The sequence below is a fragment of the Thermocrispum municipale DSM 44069 genome, from assembly GCF_000427825.1.
GTDB classification, from domain to species: Bacteria; Actinomycetota; Actinomycetes; order Mycobacteriales; family Pseudonocardiaceae; genus Thermocrispum; species Thermocrispum municipale.
Window position 1 is genome coordinate 1 of sequence record NZ_ATYT01000019.1, and the last position, 15,733, is coordinate 15,733.

Below are 15,733 nucleotides of genomic sequence, written 5' to 3' on the forward strand. Positions count from 1 at the left end.
TTCATCGCCTCTCGCCCCGAGCTGCTCCACATCCGCACCCGGCGTCGCTCACCCGGCCAGAACGGCGTGCGGGAACGGGCATTCGGATCGCTGAAGTACGAGCACCTCTACCGGATGGAGATCGACGACGGGCAGACCCTCGCCGCCGAGGCCGAGCGCTACCGGCACGTGTTCAACCACATCCGCCCCCACGAGGCACTCGGCATGCAACGACCGATCGAGATCCACCAGCAAGATCAACAAGCACAACTTTCATCCAAGAAAACTGAGCCAGATTCTTGACGCGGGACAGCGATCGGCGGCGTCTTCCTCTATCTGCGAGAGGACGGGGCGATCCGGGTCCACAACGTCCTCACCGGTGATGTCGCCCAAGCCTACGAACCCGACGGCCAAGGACCGATCATCGTGCCCACCCACATCACCATCAACGGCGCTGCACTCCTCCTCCAGGAACGACGGCACCTGGTGGCGACGATCGCTGAGTCCCCTCTGAACGAGTCCTCTCCGACGGCCAGCCACGCGGGCATGTCGATCGTGGGCGCTCGGGTCGCACACTCGACTTGAAATACCCCAGGGGGTATGAGACAGTAAAAATACCCCCAGGGTATCGATGGCATCGACGGAAGGATGAACAGTGCTTCTCGAACGCATCTACGACGAGGACCTGGCGCAGGCCGGGTACTTCATCGGCTGCCAGGCCAAGGGCGAGGCGGTGGTGATCGACGCGCGCCGCGACATCGCGGACTACCTGGCGCTCGCGGCCAAGCACGGCATGCGGATCGTCGCGGTGACCGAGACCCACATCCACGCTGACTACCTGTCCGGGACGCGCGAGCTGGCTGCGGCGGTCGGCGCCGAGGTCTACGTCTCCGGCGAGGGCGGCGCGGACTGGCAGTACGGTTTCGACGCCCGGCGTCTGTACGACGGCGACACGATCACGATCGGCAACATCACGATCCAGGCCCGGCACACGCCTGGTCACACTCCTGAGCACCTGGTGTTCCTGGTCACCGATGGTGCCTTCGCCAGCGAGCCCGGCTACCTCATCTCCGGCGACTTCGTGTTCGCCGGGGACCTGGGCCGCCCCGACCTGCTGGACGAGGCCGCGGGTGGGGTCGACACGCGCTTCGAGGGCGCGCGGCAACTGTTCAGCAGCTTGCGTGAGGTGTTCCTGACCTTGCCGGATCATGTCCAGGTCCACCCGGGGCACGGCTCCGGCAGTGCGTGCGGCAAGGCGCTCGGAGCGCTGCCCTCGACCACGGTCGGCTACGAGCGCGCCCACGCGTGGTGGAGTCGCCACCTGGCTGCCGACGACGAGCAGGGGTTCATCGAGGAGCTGCTCGACGGGCAGCCCGACGCGCACGCCTACTTCGCGAGGATGAAGAAGCAGAACCGCGAGGGTCCCGCCGTGCTGGGCGAGCGCGGCCCGGTGCCAGAGCTGGCCGTAGCGGAGGTGGCGCGGCGGCTGGAGGCCGACGAGATCACCTTCGTCGACACCCGCCCGCCGGCGCAGGCCCATCAGGGCACCGTTGCCGGCTCGCTCAACATCCCCGACGGCCCCAAGACCGCCACCTACGCCGCCTGGGCCTACGATCCCGAGACCGACTCGCGTCCGCTGGTGCTGCTGGCCGAGGACCAGCCCGCCGCCCAGGCGATCGCGGATCGGCTGCTGCGGGTCGGCATCGACCAGACCGCCGGCTACGTCACCACCATCGACGGGCTTCCTCGGTTCGTCCCGCCCCTCATCGAGCCGGCCGAGCTGGCAGGTTTCGATGCCGCGCTGCTGCTGGACGTGCGCCAGCGCGGCGAGTACGCCGCCGGGCACATCCCCGGCGCCACACAGCTCAGCGCCGCGCGCGTGCTCTGGCACCAAGACGAGCTGCCGCGCTCCGGCACGATCGTGACCTACTGCCAGTCCGGGATGCGGAGCACCGTCGCCGCCAGCGCCCTACGACGCGCCGGGCACGACGTCGTAGAACTCGACGGCAGCTACAACGCCTGGCGCGCATGGCAGGAGACCACCAGCGAGACCGCGCTGGCCTGACGCACAGCAGACCGCTCGCATCCTCCGACGTGCGGTCGGCCCCAGCCCTTTCCGTTCGCATCTCCGCTGCCCGCGGCCAGACCTGACGAGGAACCACCCCATGACCGATCCCTCCGCCGAGCTCCGAACGCTCACCGCCGAGGAGCTCGCCCAGTGGCGTCAGCTCCACGACGACCTCACGATCATCGACGTGCGGTCCCCGGCCGAGTTCGAGACCCTCCACATTCACGGCTCGTACAACGTCCCGCTGCCGCTGCTGACCGAACACGCCTCGGATCTGGCAGAGCGGCTCGGGCACCGCGCGGTACTGGTGTGCCAGTCCGGCAACCGCGCCACCCAGGCCCAGCAGCATCTCGCTGCCGCCGGTGTGCGGACGGCCAACGTGCTCACCGGCGGCGTGCCCGCCTTCGAGGCCGCTGGCGGCCAGGTGGTCCGCAGCGCAGCTCGCTGGGACATCGAGCGCCAGGTGCGGTTCACGGCCGGGCTGATCGTCCTGGTGAGCCTGCTCGTGGCCGAGTTCCTCTGGCCGGAGTCCCGCGTCATCGCGTTCGCGCTCAGCGCCGGGCTCGTCGTCGCGGCGCTCACCGGCTCCTGCCTGATGGGCCGCATCCTCTCCCGCATGCCCTGGAACAAGGTCACGGCCAGCCCCACCGCACGGAGCGCGATCGCATCCATCCCGGTCGCGACCCAGGAACTGTGATGCCCTTGCGTGCTCCGACGTTCCGACGGCGTTCAACTGCAACGACCCCGCATCTAGGACCGGCATCGGCACGGTCGGCGTCACGACCCGCAGCACCAACCACGATGCCCGGTGAGCACGAGTGAGCGGCACCCTGATCCTCACCCTCGTGCTCGCCGTGGGTGTCGGGCTCGCGCTAGGGACGCTCGGCGGTGGCGGGTCGATCCTGACCGTCCCGCTGCTCACCTACATCGCGGGCATGCCCCCGAAAGAGGCCATCGCGGCCTCGCTGCTGATCGTCGGCGTGACCTCGTTGTCCAGCCTCGTCGTGCACGCCCGGCACCGTCGAGTCCGATGGCGCACCGGGCTCATCTTCGGCGCCGCTGGCATGGTGGGCGCCTTCGTCGGAGGACTCATCGGAGGCCAGCTCCCCGGTGCCGTGCTGATGGTGGCCTTCGCGATCATGATGATCGCCACCGCGATCGCGATGGTCACCAGAAAGCCCAGGCGCGACACTGACCAACCCACCGCCGATGCCGGGACCGAGCGCGCCCACTCGCTGCCGATGCTGCGGACCATGCTCGAAGGCATCGTCGTCGGCCTCATCACCGGGATCGTCGGCGCCGGCGGCGGCTTCCTCATCGTCCCCGCCCTCGTGCTGCTGGGCGGCCTCAGCATGCCGGTGGCCGTGGGCACCTCACTGCTGGTGATCGCGATGAAGTCCTTCGCCGGACTCGCCGGCTACCTGACCACGGTGACCCTCGACTGGCCCCTCGTGGCCGCGGTCACTGCGATGGCCGTGCTTGGAGCGCTCCTCGGTGCACGCCTGTCAGGACGCATACCAGCCGACGCCCTCCAGAAGGTCTTCGGCGTCTTCGTCCTGCTCACCGGAACGCTCGTGCTCGTGATCGAGCTGCCGCCGGCCTGGGCGATCGCCGCCGGAGGCCTCGGACTCATCACGGTGGTCCTCGTCCTCGTCTGCCGGCTGACCGCTCTCAACTGTCCCTTCGGCCTAGCCCGGCCGACCCCGGGCTGATCCACTTCGCCTCACAACACACCGTCGCCGACCAGACTCCGGAGTCCCACCCTCATGACAACCATCGACCTCACCGAAGACGCATTCTCGGCGGCCATCACTGACCATCCCATCGTGCTGGTCGACTTCTGGGCCGCCTGGTGCGGACCATGCCGCAGCTTCGCCCCCGTCTTCGAGGCCGCGTCCGCCGAGCATCCCGACATCCTGTTCGCCAAGGTCGACACCGAGGCCCAGGCATCCCTGGCCGCCGCCGCACAGATCACCTCCATCCCTACGCTGATGGGCTTCAAAGACGGCATCCTGGTCTACTCCCAGCCCGGAGCGCTCCCGGCCAAAGCGCTACACGAACTGATCGGCAAAATCCGCGACCTAGACATGGACCACGTGCGCGCGCAAATACAGGAGTCGGACCCTCGCTAGAACAGGGAGCGCACCATTTCCGGGCTCAGAGTCGAGACATCTGCCGCCACGCGGACGCGGGCGTCCGAGCCTGCGCCCTTGCCGCTATGGGCCGCGATGCCAGTCGCCGGCGTGGCCGGGCTCGCGATGGATGCGGCGTTCCCCTCACTCGGGTGGTGGCCGCTGGCGTTCGTCTCGGTGACGTTGTCCCTGGTCACTCTCATCGGGCGACGGTCCTGGGGGGGCGCTGCTGGTCGGGACAGTCTTCGGCGCAGCGTTCTGGTTTCCTCACGTGTCCTGGTCGGCGCAGTTTCTCGGGGAGCATCCGCTGAGCGGGGTCCCGTGGGTGGCCCTGGCTGGCGCGCTGACGATCTACACGGCTGTGCTGACGGTGCCGATCGTCCTCGCCTACCGATGGCTGCCGCGCCGGCGCGACACCTTCGCGATGCGGCTGCTGGCGCTGCCGCTGCTGGTAGCGGGAGCCTGGACGATCCGCGAACTCATCATGGGCTCCTGGCCCTACGGTGGATCCCCGTGGGGACGGGTGGCGATGAGCCAATCGGAAAGCCCGATCGCTCCGGTCGCGTCATGGGTGGGCGTCTCCGGCCTGGGCTTCCTGATGGTCGCCGTGTGCGCCGCCGCGATCGAAGCACTCCGTTGGATCGTGCGCGCGCAACAGGCACGCGGTAACGCCACCGAGCACCCGAGAACACCTTTCGCCTCGTGGGCGGCGTCGATCCCCGCGCTCGGTCTCGCAGCGGTGATGGTCCTGGTGCCGCAGTTCCCGACCAGTCACGCGGGCACCATCCGGGTGGGCGCTGTGCAGGGCAACGGCCCCGCCGCGTACGTCGATGAGCACGAACCGGGCGCGGTCCTGGAATCTCAGCTCGCCGCTTCCGCCCCTCTCAAAGATGAACAGGTCGACGTCGTGCTGTGGCCCGAGGGCGGCGTCGACAGTGATCCCCTCGCCGACGAGGCCACCGCTCACGCGCTCAACGATGCAGCCGCCCGATACGATGCGCCGATCCTGCTCAACGCCGCCGCGGCAGACGGCCACCTCGTCTACAACACTTCCTTCCTCTGGACCTCGAACGGGCCGATGGCCACGCACGCCAAACGCCATCCCGTCCCCTTCGGCGAGTACGTGCCCGACCGGTGGTTCTACGGCGCGCTCGTGCCCAGCCTGGTAGACCTCCTTGAACGCGAGTACGCCGCCGGCGTCGACACACCCGCCATCGAGGTCGACGGCGTAGAGGTGGGACTGGCGATCTGCTTCGACGTGGCATTCGATGACGTCATTCACGAAGGCGCGCACAGCGGTGCCCAGGTGCTCATGTTCCAGACGAACAACGCCGACTTCCGCGACACCGATGAAAACCTGCAACAGCTTGCGTTCGCGCGCATGCGCGCCATCGAGACCGGCCGCAGCGTCGTCAACCTCTCCACCACCGGCACCAGCCAGGTACTCGCCCCGAACGGCGCCACGCTGGCCGCACTAGCCGCGGACGAACCCGGACTCATGATCGCCGACCTTGAGCTCCGGGACGGGCTCACCGCCGCCGTCATGTTGGCGCAGTCGATCAACACGCTGATCGTCTCAGGCACTCTCGCCGGCTTTCTCGTCCTCGCCTTCCTCCTCCTGCGAGACCGTGCATCCTCGCGACACCATCGGGTGCTTGACTCCAGCCAACGAAGCAGCATCGGCCTGCACGAGTGCGCCGACGCGCATCGCCGAGAGCGCTTGTAGCGGAAGAACGCCGTTGCCGAGCGCAGCGATCTGCTGATTAGCCGTGAGTTGATGGATCGGATCAGTGATCCGACCACTGGGGAGACCCATCAACCACTCCACGAACTCGGGCGACGGCCGCGGTCCACTAGTCCTGTCTAGCAGCGCTGGCGCGATTCGTCCTGTCACATGCTCCCATCGGGCGATGGCGCGGGCGTAGCGTCCCCAGCGGCGAAGATGTCCTCGATCAGGAACCACAGCATCTCGGGTTCGCTGCTCTTGCTCTGCAAGCCAGCCGGCCCGTTTAGCGCGAGGTCGATGATCTGATGCGAGAGCGCGATCGTCCCCCGCCTCGCCCTCACCTGTTCCAGTGACTCGCCGCCACGAGTCGAGTCCGTGGCGAGCAGCGTCCTGAACAGTGCCCCGGCTGCGGGCGAGGATGAAGACGCGAAGCCTGGGATGAGGAGCGCCGACAAGGGACGCTGGTAGGCCGATCCACTGCGTGTCATACCGCAGGTCGGCCAGATCGCCGAGTACGGCGCCGACTGCCCGGAGAGGTCGAGCTGCGAGGTCTCCCAGACCCCACGGGTCGGGTTCCACTTCGCGAAGGGCTGCATCGCCGGGGGTTGCGTGGCCGGGATTGCTTTGCGCATCGTCGTCTCCTTCTAGGGGTGCGCGGACGGCGGGTGAGGACAGCAGGCCGCGCACGTTCTCGATGACGACGAGCTGGGGTTGCAGCGCGTCGATCGCGGCGGCCATGTACGACCAGAGCCCGGAGCGGGTGCCGGGCGCGAGGCCGGCGCGCTTGCCCACGGTCGAGACGTCCTGGCAGGGGAAGCCTCCACAGAGAACATCGACCGGCTCGACGGTGCGCCAGTCGATGGTGGTGATGTCGCCCAGATTGGGGGCGTCGGGCCAGTGGTGGGCGAAGATGCGGGAGACGTGTTCGTTGTTCTCGGAGAACCAGATCGTCTCGCCATCCAAGGCGTGTTCGACGGCGAGGTCGAGACCGCCGTACCCGGAGAACAGCGATCCGACTCTGAGCGGGCGAGTCCGGTCGTGTGGGTCGTGCATGAGGGCTCCGGCTGAGGGGTGATCCCCGGTCGGACTTCACGCACCACCGGGCTGGTCAGCGACTAGGTGCACGACCTCCCGAACCACGCCGCCATGTCTCGTCGCCGGTGCCATGCCCGCACTCGGCGCACCATCCCGGCGCGCTTCGGAGTCCGTGACTCAGGCGGCGTCGCTGGTCCTCAGCCGCCGGCTCCCCGAGCCATCACACGTCTTTCAGAAGAGGTTCGACCGTCCCGAGTCGCATCGGATGCGACCGGGTTCGCGGGCTCACCTGCCCTCCGAACGGCGGCGGAAGGAGCGGCCCAGGTGACGGTTTCGATGCGCGTGATGAGCGCGGGCGATGGGTACAAGTACCTGTTGAAGTCCATCGCTGCGGGCGACGGCGATCGTTCGCTGTCCACGCCGCTGACTCGCTACTACGCGGAGGCGGGGACGCCGCCGGGCTTCTGGATGGGCTCGGGGCTGGGTCGTCTCGGGCACGGCGAGCTGGTCGAGGGAGCGCAGGTCTCCGAAGCTCAGCTCGCGCTGTTGGTCGGGATGGGCCATGACCCGATCACGGGCGAGCCGCTGGGCCGCGCCTACCAGCAGTTCGCGTCGATCACCGAGCGGATCAAGCAGCGCGTCGACGCCCTCGACCCCGAGTTGGGGCCGGCGACTCGAGCGCAGGAAGTGGCCGCGATCGAGGCGGAGGAGGCCGAGCGCGGCACCCGCCGCGCGGTAGCCGGTTACGACTTCACGTTCAGCGTGCCGAAGTCGGTCTCCACGATCTGGGCGGTTGCGGACGCCGGCACCCAAGCCTTGATCGCGGACGCTCATCATGCGGCGGTTGCGGAGCTGGTTGCGTTCCTCGAACGCGAGGTTGCAACAACCCGCGTCGGTGCAACCGGCCCGGGCGGCGCGGTTGCACACGTCGATGTCGCCGGCGTCGTGGCCGCGGCGTTCGATCACTACGACAGCCGCGCCGGCGACCCGCAGTTGCACACCCACGTCGTCATCAGCAACAAGGTCCTGACCGTGCAGGACGACCGTTGGCGGACCCTCGCCGGACGGCCGATGCACGCGGTGGTCGTCGCCGTGTCGGAGCTCTACAACGCCGCTCTGGCCGACCAGCTCACCCGCGTCCTCGGCGTCGAGTGGGAAGCGCGCGAGCGAGGCCGGGATCGAAACCCGGCATGGGAAATCGAGGGCGTGCCCGACGAACTGGTGACCGAGTTCTCCACCCGCTCCCGGCACATCGAGGCCGAGAAAGACCGCCTGATCGCGGAGTACGTCGCCAAGCACGGCAGGCAGCCCTCCGCGCGAACGGTGCTGAAACTCCGGGCGCAGGCGACGCTCGCCACGAGGCCGGAGAAGCAGGTCCGCTCGCTGGCCGACCTCACCGCCGAGTGGCGGCAACGCGCCGGCCGGGTGCTGCGCCGGGACCCGAATGGCTGGGCGCGCACGCTGACCACGGCGAACGCGCAAGCGCCGCGGCGGGTGCTGCGCGCCGATGATGTGCCGCTGGATCTGGTGCATGAGGTCGGGCAGACCGTGATGGAGACGGTCGGTGAGAAGCGTTCGACCTGGACCCGCTGGAACCTGCACGCCGAAGCATCCCGGCAGTTGATGGGGTGGCGGTTCCCAGCATCCAGGACCGGGAGGCGATCACCGGGCTCGTGGTCGATGCCGCCGAGCACGCCTCGCTACGGCTGACGCCGCCGGAGCTGGCGTCGAACCCGTTGCAGTTCCGCCGCGTCGACGGCACCTCCCGGTTCCGGCCGCACGCCTCGACCCTGTTCTCATCCGAAGCCCTGCTGGCCGCCGAAGACCTACTCCTTGCAAGGGCCGCCGCCACAACAGGACCGACCGTGCCGTTGGAGACGGTCGAGAGGATCGCCCGCAAGCCCGACGCACGCGGCCGGGTGCTCGGCGAGGATCAGACCACGGCCCTTGCCGCGATCGCGGTCTCCGGTCGCGTCGTGGACGTGCTGGTCGGCCCGGCCGGCGCCGGGAAGACCACGGCCATGAATGGGCTCCGGCGGGCATGGGAGAAGGAGCACGGCACAGGGTCGGTGATCGGGCTCGCCCCCTCCGCGGTCGCCGCGCAGGTCCTCGCCGATGACCTCGGCATCACCACTGAGAACACGGCGAAGTGGTGGCAGAACCACATCATGTACGGGACCACGTTCACGGCCGGGCAGCTCGTCATCATCGACGAGGCGAGCCTGGCCGGCACGATGTCGCTGGATCGGCTCACCCACGAAGCCGAGAAGGCCGGCGCGAAAGTCCTCCTGGTCGGCGACTGGGGCCAGCTCCAATCACCCGGCGCCGGCGGCAGTTTCGCCATGCTCGTGCACGCCCGCGACGACGCCCCCGAGCTGACCGATCTGCACCGCTTCACCAGCGAATGGGAGAAGACCACCTCGCTCCAGCTCCGCCACGGCCGAACCGAGGCGATCGACACCCTGATTGAGCACGGCCGGATCACCGGCGGCGACGAGGAAGCGATGATCGACGCCGCCTACACCGCATGGCGGCGTGACCTTGCCGCCGGGCGCGCGTCGATCCTGGTCACCGAGACCCACGCGACCGTCACCGAGCTGAACACCAGAGCGCGGGCGGATCGGATCATCGACGGCACCGTGAGTCCCACCCGAGAACTGCCGCTGCGCGACGGCACCGCGGTCTCCGAGGGCGATCTGGTCATCACCCGCGAGAACGACCGGCGGCTCCGCAACGGCCGAACGTGGGTCCGCAACGGCTCCCGCTGGACCGTCACCGGAGTTCGTGAGGATGGGTCGGTCAGCATCCGCCCGCCCGGGCGCAGGTTCGGCGGCGGGATCGTCCTGCCGGCCGACTACGTGGCCGAGCACCTGGACCTCGGCTACGCGATCACCGCGCACCGCGCCCAGGGCGTTACCACCGACACCGCGCACGCGGTCGTCACTGCCACCACGACGCGCGAGAACTTCTACGTCTCCCTGACCCGCGGCGCCCACAGCAACCACGCCTATGTCACCGTCGACCGAGAGGACGCCGAACACGCGGTGCCGCATCCTGGCGACAACCCGAACGTCACCGCCCGCTCGATCCTCTACGGCGTGTTGCAGCACATCGGCGCCGAGCTGTCTGCGCACGACACGGTCGCTGCCGAGCAGGACCGTTGGGGCTCGATCGCGCAGCTCGCGGCCGAGTACGACACGATCGCGCAAGCCGCCCAGCACGACCGCTGGGCGATCTTGCTCGCCGCGTCCGGGCTCACCGTCGAGCAGGTCGAAGACGTGCTCGGCTCCGACGCCTACGGCGCGCTGTCGGCCGAGCTGCGTCACGCCGAGGCCAACCACCACGACCTCGACGCGCTGCTCCCGCGGCTGGTCGCCGCGCGGAGTCTGGACGATGCCGATGACATCGCCTCCGTCCTGCACGCCCGCGTGGCACGCGCCACCGCCCGGCCCGCCGGATCAGGCCGCACCCGCAAGGCCCCGAGGCTGATCGTCGGACTGATCCCGCACGCCGGCGGGCAGATGGCAGACGACATGCGGCGAGCCCTGGACGAGCGCCGCGAGCTGATCGAAGCCCGCGCCGACGCCGTGCTCCGCGGCTACCTCACCGATGAGGAGCCGTGGACGGCCGACCTCGGCGCGGCTCCGAGGGGCGACAAGCAGAAGGCGGCGTGGTGGCGTGCCGCTCGCACCGTCGCCGCCTACCGCGACCGTTACGGCATCACCGACGACCGGACCCCGCTCGGCCCGACGCCGGAGAGCACCAGCCAGAAGATCGACGCCATCCGCGCCCGCGCCGCCCTCAACCGCGCCCAGGCGATCGCTCACGAAGGCACGACGGCTGATGCGGTGCGGCCAGCGACCACATCACGCCCCGCACCGAGCTTGTGAACCCGTCCAGCGGGGCGGCCGTCAGAGAGAGCGCCCCGGCGTGCCCGGCGACGGGCGCCGATGCCCGATCTCGCGTCCGACCTCGGACCGCGTCACAGTCCGGTCCTGGGCCCTGTCGGCGTCGAGTAGGTCGATCACGTCGCTCGACTGAGTGACGAGTGAGGCGAGGCCCTGCTTGATGAGTTCGTTCGGTCCCGCGCTCGTGACGCTGGTCACGGGGCCGGGCACCGCGCCGACGCCCCGGCCGAGTTCGTGTCCGGCGAGAACGGTGGTCATCGAGCCGGACCGGGGACCGGCTTCGGGGATGACAGTCGCACCCGAGAGCGCCTGCCAGAGACGTCCGACATTCCTCCGTACGCGGCAGAGGTTCGACCTGCACGGCTCGTACGTGCGCGCGGACGCCCAGGAGCGCCACGCATGCTCTCATGGCGGCGTTGGCTCACCTCGACGCTATGAGGAAGCCCGAGCCTGAGCCCGTCCCGGTGTCCATTCCGCTCGTCGTGCTCGATGTGCGCGAGGACGGCACCGTGACCGTCACCGTCGACGGGAAACGGTTGGACCCTGACCCTTTCGCGCCGCCGTGGCGGCGCTCCTCGTTCGGGCAGATCATCGACCGCGCCACGAACGACCGGACGACACCGGCGAGGGTCGAGGTCCGCGAAGCGGACGGCACGACGTTCACCGACATCGTCGCCGCCCGCCGCCGGCGTTCCCGCCCCGAGCCCGAACCGGAACCGGCGGCGCAGGCCGGGCCGGTGTTTCACACCGTCGAGGGCAAGGGGTTCGTTCCGGGCGAGGACGTGGCGGTCGCAGTCGTCACCGGGCACACCGACGCCGCCCACTCCGGCACCGCGCGCGCCCTCATCGACCCAGCCGGGAACGGCGCCGACCGGACCGGCGAGGTCATCGAGGTCATCCTGTTCGGCCGGGTCTCCGGCACCACGATCATCCGGCGAGTGCCGTGAACGAGCAGGGCCGGCAGACCGGCTCGTTCGGGGACGAGCTGACCAACGCCGCGATGATCGGGCTGGTCGTCCTGTTCGGCGTCGCGCTGATCCTGCGCGCCGCGGGATCGGTGGCCGCGTTCCTGACCGGCACGCCCCAGCCGGCCGGCGATCCCGCTTCCGGGGTCGGTGTGCTGTTCCGCCCTGGTGATCCCGGCGCGGCGCTCGACGCGGACGGCCTGACCCCGGTCGTCTACTGGATCGTCGCCGGGCTGCTGCTCGCCGGCCTCGTGACCGGCGGGCTATGGGCGTGGCTGCGGTTGCGCCGCCACACCCACCGGATCGAGACCGACCCGCGCCGCATGGCCGGGATCGCCACACGGCACGAAGTCGCCGCCGCTGCGTCTGAGAAGGCGCTGCTGCGCCGCGCGGGAAACCTGCGCCCCGGCCTGGCTGACCCGAAGCCGGCGGACGTGGGCTACCGGCTCGGCACCTCCAAGGGCACCGGCGTGTGGGCGTCGGTCGAGGACTCGATCATGGTGATCGGGCCGCCCCGCTCCGGGAAGGGCCTGCATCTGGTGATCCCGGCGATCCTCGACGCGCCCGGCGCCGTCGTCGTCACCTCGACCAGGCCGGACAACCTCACCGCGACCATGCGCGCCCGTCGCAGGATCGGCCCCGTCGCGATCTTCGACCCGCAACACTTGGCCGAGGGTCTGCCCGCCGGTCTGCGCTGGTCACCGATCCGGGGCTGCGAGTCGCCGCAGACGGCGATGATCCGCGCCACCGGGCTCGCCGCCGGCACCGGCCTGTCCGCAGGCGGCGTCGACGGCGGAGGCTTCTGGGAGGGCAAGACACGGGCCGCGCTCCAAGCCCTGCTGCACGCGGCAGCGATCGACCATCGGCCGCCCGCCGAGCTGTTCAGGTGGACTCTCGATCCGACCGCGGCCGCTGACGCGGTGGCGATCCTGACCGGCTCCACGCAGGCTGCGACCGAGTGGGCCGAGTCTCTGGAAGCGATGATCGACTCCGACCCCCGCACCCGCGACTCGATCTGGCAGGGCGTCTCCTTGGCTCTCGGCTCCCTCGCGGACCCGCGCGTGCTCGACGCCGTATCGCCCGGCCCCGGTGAGGGCTTCGATCCCGAAGCGTTCATCCGCGACCGCGGCACGTTGTTCCTGCTGGCAACCGGGTCCGGTGCGGGAGCCAGCGCCGCGCTGGTCGCCGCGCTCGTGGAAGACCTCATCGAGACCGCCCGCCGCCTGGCCGCACGGTCGGCCGGTGCCCGGCTCGATCCGCCGATGCTGCTGGCCTTGGATGAGATAGCCAACCTCTCGCCGTTGCCGTCGCTGCCGACGCTGATGGCCGAAGGCGGCGGGTCGGGGATCACGACCATGCTGGTGCTCCAATCGCTCGCGCAGGCGCGGGACAAGTGGAACGAGCACCAGGCGAACGCGATCTGGGACGCCTCGATCGTCAAGGTCATCCTCGGCGGGGCTTCCAACAGCCGGGACCTGCAAGACCTGAGCGCCTTGGTCGGCGAACGCGACGAATACACCGACTCCGTGACGCTGGGCGACCACGGCACCCGCTCCAACCAGCGGTCCGTGCGCCGGGTGCCGATCTTCCCGCCCGACCGCATCCGCCGGCTCCCGTTCGGGACCGGGATCGTGCTGCTGCGCTCCGCGGCCCCGATCGTCACCGACCTGCACCCCTGGCCCAAGCGTCCCGACGCCGGCCAGCTCGCCGCCGACCGTGCCGAGATCGAAGCCCTGCTCCGTCGTTCCGGCACCTGAACGCCGGTCGCGGCACGGAGCACCTGCCCGCCACAACGGCCCGGCACGAACCGGCGCCGGAGAGCAGACAGGAGCCCAGCATGTCCGACGAACCCGGTGGCGACGCCACGACGAACGATGTTCCCGACTCGGATGTGGACCAGATGGACGACGACGGCTACGACGAGCCGCTGATCGCCGAGCCGCCGCACCCGATCAACTGGAACCTGCTGAGTGCCGAGGACGCCGAGGCCGAGTGGTTGGAGCTCAACCGCTGGGTGGACTGGCTACGCCACACCTACGGGCTCCCCGCCTCCGTGATCCCGCCCGCCTGGCACATGCACCCGGAGCTGCTGTGGGAGCTGAGCGCGCTGCACCTTCACTGGCTCTGCGCCTACGACCCGGACCAGAACGGCAGCGCACCGCTCGGCTGGCACCGCGACTTCGCCGACGCCCGCCAGCGGCTCCGCGAATGGGTCGCCGCCTGCGGCACCCGGCTCGACCACGACCGTCCCACCCGGCAGACTGTCTGGCCCGGCGAGGAACCCGGCGACCCGATCGAGGACATCCCGATCACCGACCGCGACGCCGAGTTCGCGGAGTTCGTCATGGCCGACGTCCAGGCCCGCCGCGAGGCAGAGGAAGCGTTCTACCGCGACCTCGACCCGGACACCGGAGAAGTGTCGTGAGCGACAAGACCGAGGCACTCGTCTCGCCCCTGCTGGACAGCCGTGAGGTCGCCGCGTACTTGAAGGTCTCGGAGTCCACCCTGTCGCGGTGGCGCTCGGCCGGCACTGGGCCGCCGTTCCTGCGGCTTGGCGGGATCGCCCGGTACCGGCTCGACGCCGTGGACCGCTGGCTGAGTGAGCTGGAACACGACCGGGCCCCGCAGAGCTGAACCGCAGCCGACCGCCGAGCCCAAGCCGGTCCCGCCGATCGGCGTGAAGGTCTCCACAGACATGGAGCGCCGCTCCTACGGCATCCGCGCCCGAGCCCGGTGGACCGACCCGACCACCAAGCGGCGTATCATCCGCTCGGAAATCGTGCGAGACGAAGCGGCCGCGCACGCGTTCTTCGACCAGCTCCGCAACTCATCGACCAAGGGCATGGACGTGTCCATGACGCTGCTGGAGTTCGTCACCTCCATCGGCGACCGGTGGGCGCGGGGCCTGGACCCGACCTCCACCGGCGAGACCTACGGGTACGGGCTGAAACTGCGCGTGCTGCCCGCGCTCGGGCACCTGCCGGTCACCCAGATCACCGCCGGGATCATCGACCGCACCATTGATGAGTGGGAGCAGCGTCACGGCGCGTCGACCATCAAGAACACCATCGCCCCGCTCGTGCGGGTGCTCGATGAGGCCGTGCGGGACGGGCTGATCCAGATCAATCCCGCGAAGAACCGCGCCAAGCGGAGCCTGAACCGCAACGCCTTCCGCGGCCAGTCCGCCGAACACACCTCCCCACGGGCGCACGCAATCCCGGACATGAAGACCCTCAACCGCCTCGCCAGGGCGTGCGGCAAGGTGCATCAGTCCTACAGCGACTTCGTGATGCTCGCCGCGCTACTCGCCGCACGGTCCTCGGAGGTCTCCGGGTTGCAGGTCGGGGACGTGGACTACGGCAAGAACCTCGTCGTGATCCGCCGGCAGGTTTTCCCCGGCAAAGGCGGCCTGGTTACAAAACCGACCAAGAGCCGCAAAGAACGCCGCGTGCCGATCCTCGAACCACTCCGGCCAGTGCTCGAACGCCTCACCGACGGGAAGGAGCCCGAGGATTCCCTGCTGGTCGGCCCGAAGGGCGGCTACCTCACCACCGCGACCGTCCGCGACGCCACCAACTGGGACGGCATCGTCGCGAAGCTCGGACTGCCCGACCTCACCCGGCACGGCCTACGCCACACCGGGGCAACCTGGATGGCCGACGCGGGCATCCCGCTGCACGTACTGCAAGACATCCTCGGGCACGCCTCGATGGAGACCACGCGCGGCTATCTCCACCCCGACGACCGCCACCTCGCCTCCGCCGCCGAGCAGGCCAACGCCTTCCTCTCCACCGCCGGACAACGCAAGAACGCCCGGCGCAGCAGCCCCGCGACCAGGGGCCTGTGATGCGCTCCGACGCCCGCGGGAGTGCTCCCGGAAGCGTTCTGGTCCCCTTTTGGTCCCCTTATCCACAGGACGC

Annotated in this window: 13 protein-coding genes and 2 pseudogenes; 13 read left to right on the forward strand and 2 right to left on the reverse strand. The window is 69.8% G+C overall.

Going from position 1 to position 15,733, the window contains the following annotated elements; genetic code table 11:
- From YWM_RS23750 to lnt, 6 genes and pseudogenes are all read left to right on the forward strand, one after another.
- Positions 1-282: integrase core domain-containing protein (locus YWM_RS23750; protein WP_156914680.1), on the forward strand; the 282-nt coding region annotated here is incomplete at its 5' end.
- A gap of 352 nt (positions 283-634) precedes the next feature.
- Complete coding sequence (locus YWM_RS0114385) at positions 635-2,044, forward strand: MBL fold metallo-hydrolase (RefSeq protein ID WP_028851314.1); 1,410 nt, start codon at positions 635-637, stop codon at positions 2,042-2,044.
- A gap of 100 nt (positions 2,045-2,144) precedes the next feature.
- Entirely contained in the window at positions 2,145-2,744 is a 600-nt protein-coding gene (locus tag YWM_RS0114390) for a rhodanese-like domain-containing protein (RefSeq protein ID WP_028851315.1), read from the forward strand.
- A 121-nt stretch (positions 2,745-2,865) separates the two neighbouring features.
- Complete coding sequence (locus tag YWM_RS0114395; protein ID WP_028851316.1) at positions 2,866-3,759, forward strand: sulfite exporter TauE/SafE family protein; 894 nt, start codon at positions 2,866-2,868, stop codon at positions 3,757-3,759.
- A 54-nt stretch (positions 3,760-3,813) separates the two neighbouring features.
- A complete protein-coding gene (gene trxA, locus YWM_RS0114400) occupies positions 3,814-4,179 on the forward strand; it encodes a thioredoxin (RefSeq protein ID WP_028851317.1) in 366 nt (121 codons plus the stop codon).
- A 223-nt stretch (positions 4,180-4,402) separates the two neighbouring features.
- Positions 4,403-5,686: pseudogene (lnt, locus tag YWM_RS23755) on the forward strand (apolipoprotein N-acyltransferase); the annotation flags it as partial.
- A gap of 69 nt (positions 5,687-5,755) precedes the next feature.
- Here the strand turns inward: lnt and YWM_RS26905 are convergent.
- Complete coding sequence (locus YWM_RS26905) at positions 5,756-6,958, reverse strand: DNA cytosine methyltransferase (RefSeq protein ID WP_084612417.1); 1,203 nt, start codon at positions 6,956-6,958, stop codon at positions 5,756-5,758.
- Between the two features lie 306 nt (positions 6,959-7,264).
- Here YWM_RS26905 and mobF point away from each other — a divergent pair, with 306 nt between their 5' ends.
- Together mobF and YWM_RS26650 are read left to right on the forward strand one after the other, a co-directional pair.
- Positions 7,265-8,650, forward strand: a complete 1,386-nt coding sequence (gene mobF / locus YWM_RS26645) for a MobF family relaxase (RefSeq protein ID WP_211232504.1) — start codon at positions 7,265-7,267, stop codon at positions 8,648-8,650.
- Positions 8,569-10,830 (forward strand): ATP-dependent DNA helicase, encoded by a 2,262-nt coding sequence (locus YWM_RS26650; protein ID WP_211232505.1) that lies wholly within the window; start codon positions 8,569-8,571, stop codon positions 10,828-10,830. Before mobF ends, YWM_RS26650 begins: the two co-directional genes overlap by 82 nt.
- Positions 10,831-10,851: 21 nt before the next feature.
- On the opposite strand, the pseudogene YWM_RS0114420 reads toward YWM_RS26650, so the two are convergent.
- Positions 10,852-11,172, reverse strand: a pseudogene (locus YWM_RS0114420) (DNA-processing protein DprA); the annotation flags it as partial.
- 110 nt (positions 11,173-11,282) lie between these two features.
- Between YWM_RS0114420 and YWM_RS0114425 the strand changes: the two are divergent.
- The 5 genes from YWM_RS0114425 (at position 11,283) to YWM_RS0114445 (ending at position 15,660) form a co-directional block, all read left to right on the forward strand.
- Positions 11,283-11,795: a hypothetical protein gene (locus tag YWM_RS0114425; protein ID WP_028851319.1), complete on the forward strand. Its 513-nt coding sequence runs from the start codon at positions 11,283-11,285 to the stop codon at positions 11,793-11,795.
- Positions 11,792-13,570, forward strand: coding sequence for a type IV secretory system conjugative DNA transfer family protein (locus tag YWM_RS0114430; protein WP_028851320.1), 1,779 nt, complete (start codon positions 11,792-11,794; stop codon positions 13,568-13,570). Before YWM_RS0114425 ends, YWM_RS0114430 begins: the two co-directional genes overlap by 4 nt.
- A gap of 80 nt (positions 13,571-13,650) precedes the next feature.
- Positions 13,651-14,238, forward strand: a complete 588-nt coding sequence (locus YWM_RS0114435; protein ID WP_028851321.1) for a hypothetical protein — start codon at positions 13,651-13,653, stop codon at positions 14,236-14,238.
- Complete coding sequence (locus YWM_RS0114440; protein ID WP_026529681.1) at positions 14,235-14,447, forward strand: helix-turn-helix transcriptional regulator; 213 nt, start codon at positions 14,235-14,237, stop codon at positions 14,445-14,447. Before YWM_RS0114435 ends, YWM_RS0114440 begins: the two co-directional genes overlap by 4 nt.
- Positions 14,413-15,660, forward strand: a complete 1,248-nt coding sequence (locus tag YWM_RS0114445) for a tyrosine-type recombinase/integrase (RefSeq protein ID WP_028851322.1) — start codon at positions 14,413-14,415, stop codon at positions 15,658-15,660. The genes YWM_RS0114440 and YWM_RS0114445 overlap by 35 nt, the downstream gene beginning before the upstream one ends.
- Positions 15,661-15,733 lie beyond the last annotated feature (73 nt).

What these genes read in the sequence shown, in the direction of transcription:
- YWM_RS0114390 (WP_028851315.1), top strand. Translation starts at nt 2,145, where the DNA reads ATGACCGATCCCTCCGCCGAGCTCCGAACGCTCACCGCCGAGGAGCTC.
- YWM_RS0114425 (WP_028851319.1), top strand. Translation starts at nt 11,283, where the DNA reads ATGAGGAAGCCCGAGCCTGAGCCCGTCCCGGTGTCCATTCCGCTCGTC.
- YWM_RS0114435 (WP_028851321.1), top strand. Translation starts at nt 13,651, where the DNA reads ATGTCCGACGAACCCGGTGGCGACGCCACGACGAACGATGTTCCCGAC.
- YWM_RS26905 (WP_084612417.1), bottom strand. Translation starts at nt 6,958, where the DNA reads ATGCACGACCCACACGACCGGACTCGCCCGCTCAGAGTCGGATCGCTG.
- trxA (WP_028851317.1), top strand. Translation starts at nt 3,814, where the DNA reads ATGACAACCATCGACCTCACCGAAGACGCATTCTCGGCGGCCATCACT.